Source organism: Desulfomarina sp. (assembly GCF_054039375.1).
Genome location: NZ_JBPLBA010000231.1, coordinates 1 through 4,116 on the forward strand (window position 1 = coordinate 1; position 4,116 = coordinate 4,116).

Annotated in this window: 3 protein-coding genes; 2 read left to right on the top strand and 1 reads right to left on the bottom strand. The window is 47.7% G+C overall.

Features of this window, described 5'->3' with window-relative positions; all coding sequences use genetic code 11:
- Positions 1-12: 12 nt before the first annotated feature.
- The gene (locus tag ACXLDX_RS12960) at positions 13-1,848 is read right to left on the bottom strand and encodes an ABC-F family ATP-binding cassette domain-containing protein (protein WP_457577608.1); all 1,836 of its coding nucleotides are present in this window, start codon (positions 1,846-1,848) and stop codon (positions 13-15) included.
- Positions 1,849-2,341: 493 nt separating this feature from the next.
- On the opposite strand from ACXLDX_RS12960, the gene ACXLDX_RS12965 reads away from it, so the two are divergent.
- Together ACXLDX_RS12965 and ACXLDX_RS12970 are read left to right on the top strand one after the other, a co-directional pair.
- Entirely contained in the window at positions 2,342-3,313 is a 972-nt protein-coding gene (locus tag ACXLDX_RS12965) for a peptidoglycan DD-metalloendopeptidase family protein (protein ID WP_457577609.1), read from the top strand.
- A gap of 33 nt (positions 3,314-3,346) precedes the next feature.
- Entirely contained in the window at positions 3,347-3,775 is a 429-nt protein-coding gene (locus tag ACXLDX_RS12970; protein ID WP_457577610.1) for a bactofilin family protein, read from the top strand.
- Positions 3,776-4,116 lie beyond the last annotated feature (341 nt).

A 4,116-nucleotide genomic window follows, 5' to 3' on the forward strand; every position in this document is an offset into this window, starting at 1 on the left:
GACCAAACCGGTTTATCCCGAATTTTTTAACGCCTCCAACTCGTCCCAGCGATTGTACAATTTTTCCACCTCCTCCCTGGTCGTCTCCAGTTCCTGCCAGCATGCTGCAAGCTGCACGGAATCGGAAACGATCTCAGGCAGAGTCATTTTCCGCTCCAGTGCCTCCACCTGTTCTTCAAGTTTTATTATCCTCTCCTCCATCTGATCATATTCTCTTCCATCAAGGTAAGAAAGACGTCCCTTTTTCCGGGCGGGACTCTTCCCCCTGGCTGCTCCCCCCCCTTTTTTTCTTTCAGGTATTTTTCTACTGGATGCCATGTCCGCCAGCCACTGGCTGTAATCCGCATACCAGGCCACCCGGCCGTTTCCGGTAAAACCGAGAATCCTGTCACAAACCCTGTCCAGCAGAAAACGATCATGGGTCACCAGAACCAGAGCACCCGGAAAATCAAGCAGACTGCGTTCCAGTACATCCAGAGAAGCTATATCCAGATCATTTGTAGGTTCGTCCAGCAGCAGGATATCTGCAGGCCGCCTCATGATATCAGCTATCAGAATACGGGCCTGCTCACCGCCGGAAAGCCGGCCGACCGGGGTTTCAAGCTGATCCATGCGAAAAAGAAACTTCCTGGCCCAGGACACCACATGCAGTGAGCGACCACGATAGACAATGGAATCTCCGTCCGGCGCAAGGGCACGACGCAAGCTGGTTTCCGGATTCATTCCCCTCCTGTCCTGCTCAAAACTGACAAGCTGAACATTATCAGCAACCTTTATTTCACCGGAGTCAACAGCTGTCTCTCCCTGTCCAGCCGCCCGGGCAAGAATCTGCATCAGGGTTGATTTGCCACACCCGTTCCTGCCCAGCAGACCGATTTTTGTCCCAGGAGAGAGGGTGATATCGACACCAGAGAACAATTTTTTCCCAGGAAAACTTTTTGAAACAGCGGTGGCAGTCAGCAGTTTTCTGGTTTTCCGCCCGGTTACCTCAAAATCTATCTGCACCTGAGATGACGCCCGGTTGCGGGCACGAACGTCTGACAACTTCTCCTGCAGTCTGCCTGCTTCATTTATACGGTATCTTGCCTTTGTTGACCTTGCCTTGGGCCCGCGGCGGAGCCATTCTGTCTCATGTCGCATCCGGTTCGCAAGACGCTCCTCTTCCCTGAGTTGTCCAGCAAGAAAATGATCTCTTTCCTGAAGAAAACGGGAATAATTTCCTTTGACTTGAAACAATCCTTCCGGATAAACGCTTGAAAGCTCCACCACCCTGTTCGTACAGTTTTCCAGAAAATGCCGATCGTGACTGACAAGCAGAAACGTTTTCAGCCCTCCACTTCTCCCTGAGAGCATTTTTTCAAGCCAGAGAATCCCTTCAATATCAAGATGGTTGGTTGGCTCATCCATAACAAGAATATCTGGAGCAACAAGAAGAGCCCGGCAGATTGCCAGCCGCTTTCGCCAGCCACCGGAAAGACGTCCAACCGGAGTTTCAGGATCTTCAAACTCCGCCCGTGAAAGCAGGGCAAGAACCATATTGAACTTTTCAATCTCTTCCAGATCTTCAGCATGCAGAGCTGCCAGAAGGTTATCACTGATACTCCTGCTGTCATCAAACGTATCCGCCTGGGCAAGATAGCTCAGACGCGCATGTTTTTTCAACAGCACTTCGCCCCTGTCCTGCTCTTCAAGCCCGCAGATAATTTTCAGCAGGGTTGACTTACCGGACCCGTTGGGGCCGACAATGCCTATTCTGTCTCCCTCTGAAACAACCAGATTGATATCATTGAAAAGAACCTGGGCTCCAAATGATTTGGCAATGGATTGACAGACTACAAGATTTGACATGATTTATCCGGGATAACCATCATTGATCAAAAGGTAATAAAATCACAGAGTTGATACCACCTGTGGCCAGTTACGTTTTTACAGGTTCTTCTTCACTTTTACCCACCTGCACAGACAAAACACTGCCTGATAGCTGTGAACCTGGGGATGTGCCTGCATTATCGGGCGCATCCCCATTCCGGCTGAGTTTCATGGGTATTCACAAAACAAATAATAATTTCACGGTGTTCTTGGTGCAGGGTTGAGGTCCCAGTTTGATCTCTTTACCAATCGGGACTGGCAATGGCAAGACTCTGGCATAAAAAAACACAACAGATACAAGCTGTTCAGCAAAAACAGCACCACAAATCAACCGACTTTTATTGTTGATTATTTTCCCCTGCAATAGTATAAGCTATATAAATTTTGCTCCGATTCTTCGTGTTTTCAGCCGCCCTGCCATTCTGCGGGCATAATACTTTCTGTTAATGGTATTCTCAACTATTTTGAACCAATGATGAATGAGCAGCTGCATATTATCATTACCGGAGACAGGGGAAAAATCTTTCGCATGCCCTGTTCCAGAAGAAAATTCCGACTGCTTCTTTCCGCATCAATTCTTTTCTTACTTTTTCTCATTATTACAAGTGGTTTTTCAATTTCTCTTTTTACAAAAAACCGAGACTACAGCTCCCGGATTTCCGAACTGAAACACCAGCTCAAACTCAGTGAAGAAACCATAGCAAGGCATGAGAAAATAAACGAAACACAACGACTGAAACTCAATCTGCAGGTTGCCAACCTGGAGCTGGACAATGTAAAGCAGGCAATGGCATTCAAAGAAGAAAAGGAAATGCTGATGTCCACTGCGGTCAGTGAACTGAATGAGCGCAGTGAACTGATTGAAAAAATCATGGGCACAATCGGAATCCACCTTGAGAAAAAAAAGGATTCTGAAACGGGAAACAGCGGTGGTCCCTTCATAGCCAGTCCAGATGAAGCAAGAGATGACCTCCTCTTCAGAGCCGACAAATATCTGAAAACCATACGTGCCATTCCCCTGGGAAAACCGGTACAGGGAACCATTACCTCACTTTTCGGAAAACGAAAAGACCCGGTCAACCATAAAAAAGCCTTTCATACCGGGATAGACTTTCGGGGACGACGGGGAGACAAGGTCTATGCGACGGCAGACGGTATTGTCAAAAAAGCTTTTCGGAATGGAAGTTATGGCAAATATATCCTCATTGACCATGGTAACGGGTACACAACCGCTTTTGCCCACCTCCAGACTATGCTGGTGAAAAGAGGCGAGCGGGTGACAAGAGGACAGCTCATCGGCCTTGTCGGCAATACAGGAAGGTCAACCGGATCTCACCTGCACTACGAAGTCTGTCTTAACAGAAAGCCGATCAATCCTTATAAGTTTATGAAAATTGCCAGTCTTTTAAAAAATTCCAGCTCCGCACCACCGGAGAAAAAATAATCGAGTTGCCGCCCCAAAAGGAGTTACAATAATATGGGTATGTTTGGAAAATCTGACAACGTTGAGCAGGAGATGCAAAAGGTGGAAAATGAAGCCATCTCGTCGATTATCGACAAAAGCATGAGTGTCACCGGAGAGATTTCATTTAAAGGCAAGGCCAGAATCGACGGCGAAATCAATGGCAATATTGAAGGAGAGCATCTCGTTCTCAGTGAAACTGGAAAGGTCAATGGCGACATCACCGTTTCTTCATTCAACTGCTATGGCAAACTGGAGGGCAACGTCACGGCGAAAATCCTCACTGCCAGGAAAAATTGTTCGATCATCGGCAAGCTGACAGCAGGAAGCCTGACGGTTGAACCGGGGGCAACAATTGATGGAGAAATAAAGGCCGCTACTGCCGATGCGAAAAGTTCGCCGCCACAGAACAGCAAACCAGCAACTTCTGAGAAAAAAGCCTGATTGCCGACAAACCGGCATGGCCGGATAAAAGTAACTACTCACAGGGGTAGCAATTATGTGATTTTATTACCTCTGAACTGTAATTGCTCACAGGTGCCGCAGATTTTTGCAGGCTCTTTTGTTCGCTATAGCCTACTATGTGGACAAAAGAGACCGTGAAAAGCTGCGGTACCTGTGAGTAATTACGTCTGAGGGACGCCATAAACCCGTCCCTGGGGCTTGACTGCAGCCGTCCTGGCTGCAGACACCCTCGGCCAAGTCAGAATGGGACTTTCCTGAACTATCTTGTCCTTAAGTTAATGACATTGACTCTGAACCTGCGGAAGATGGAATTTTGAACG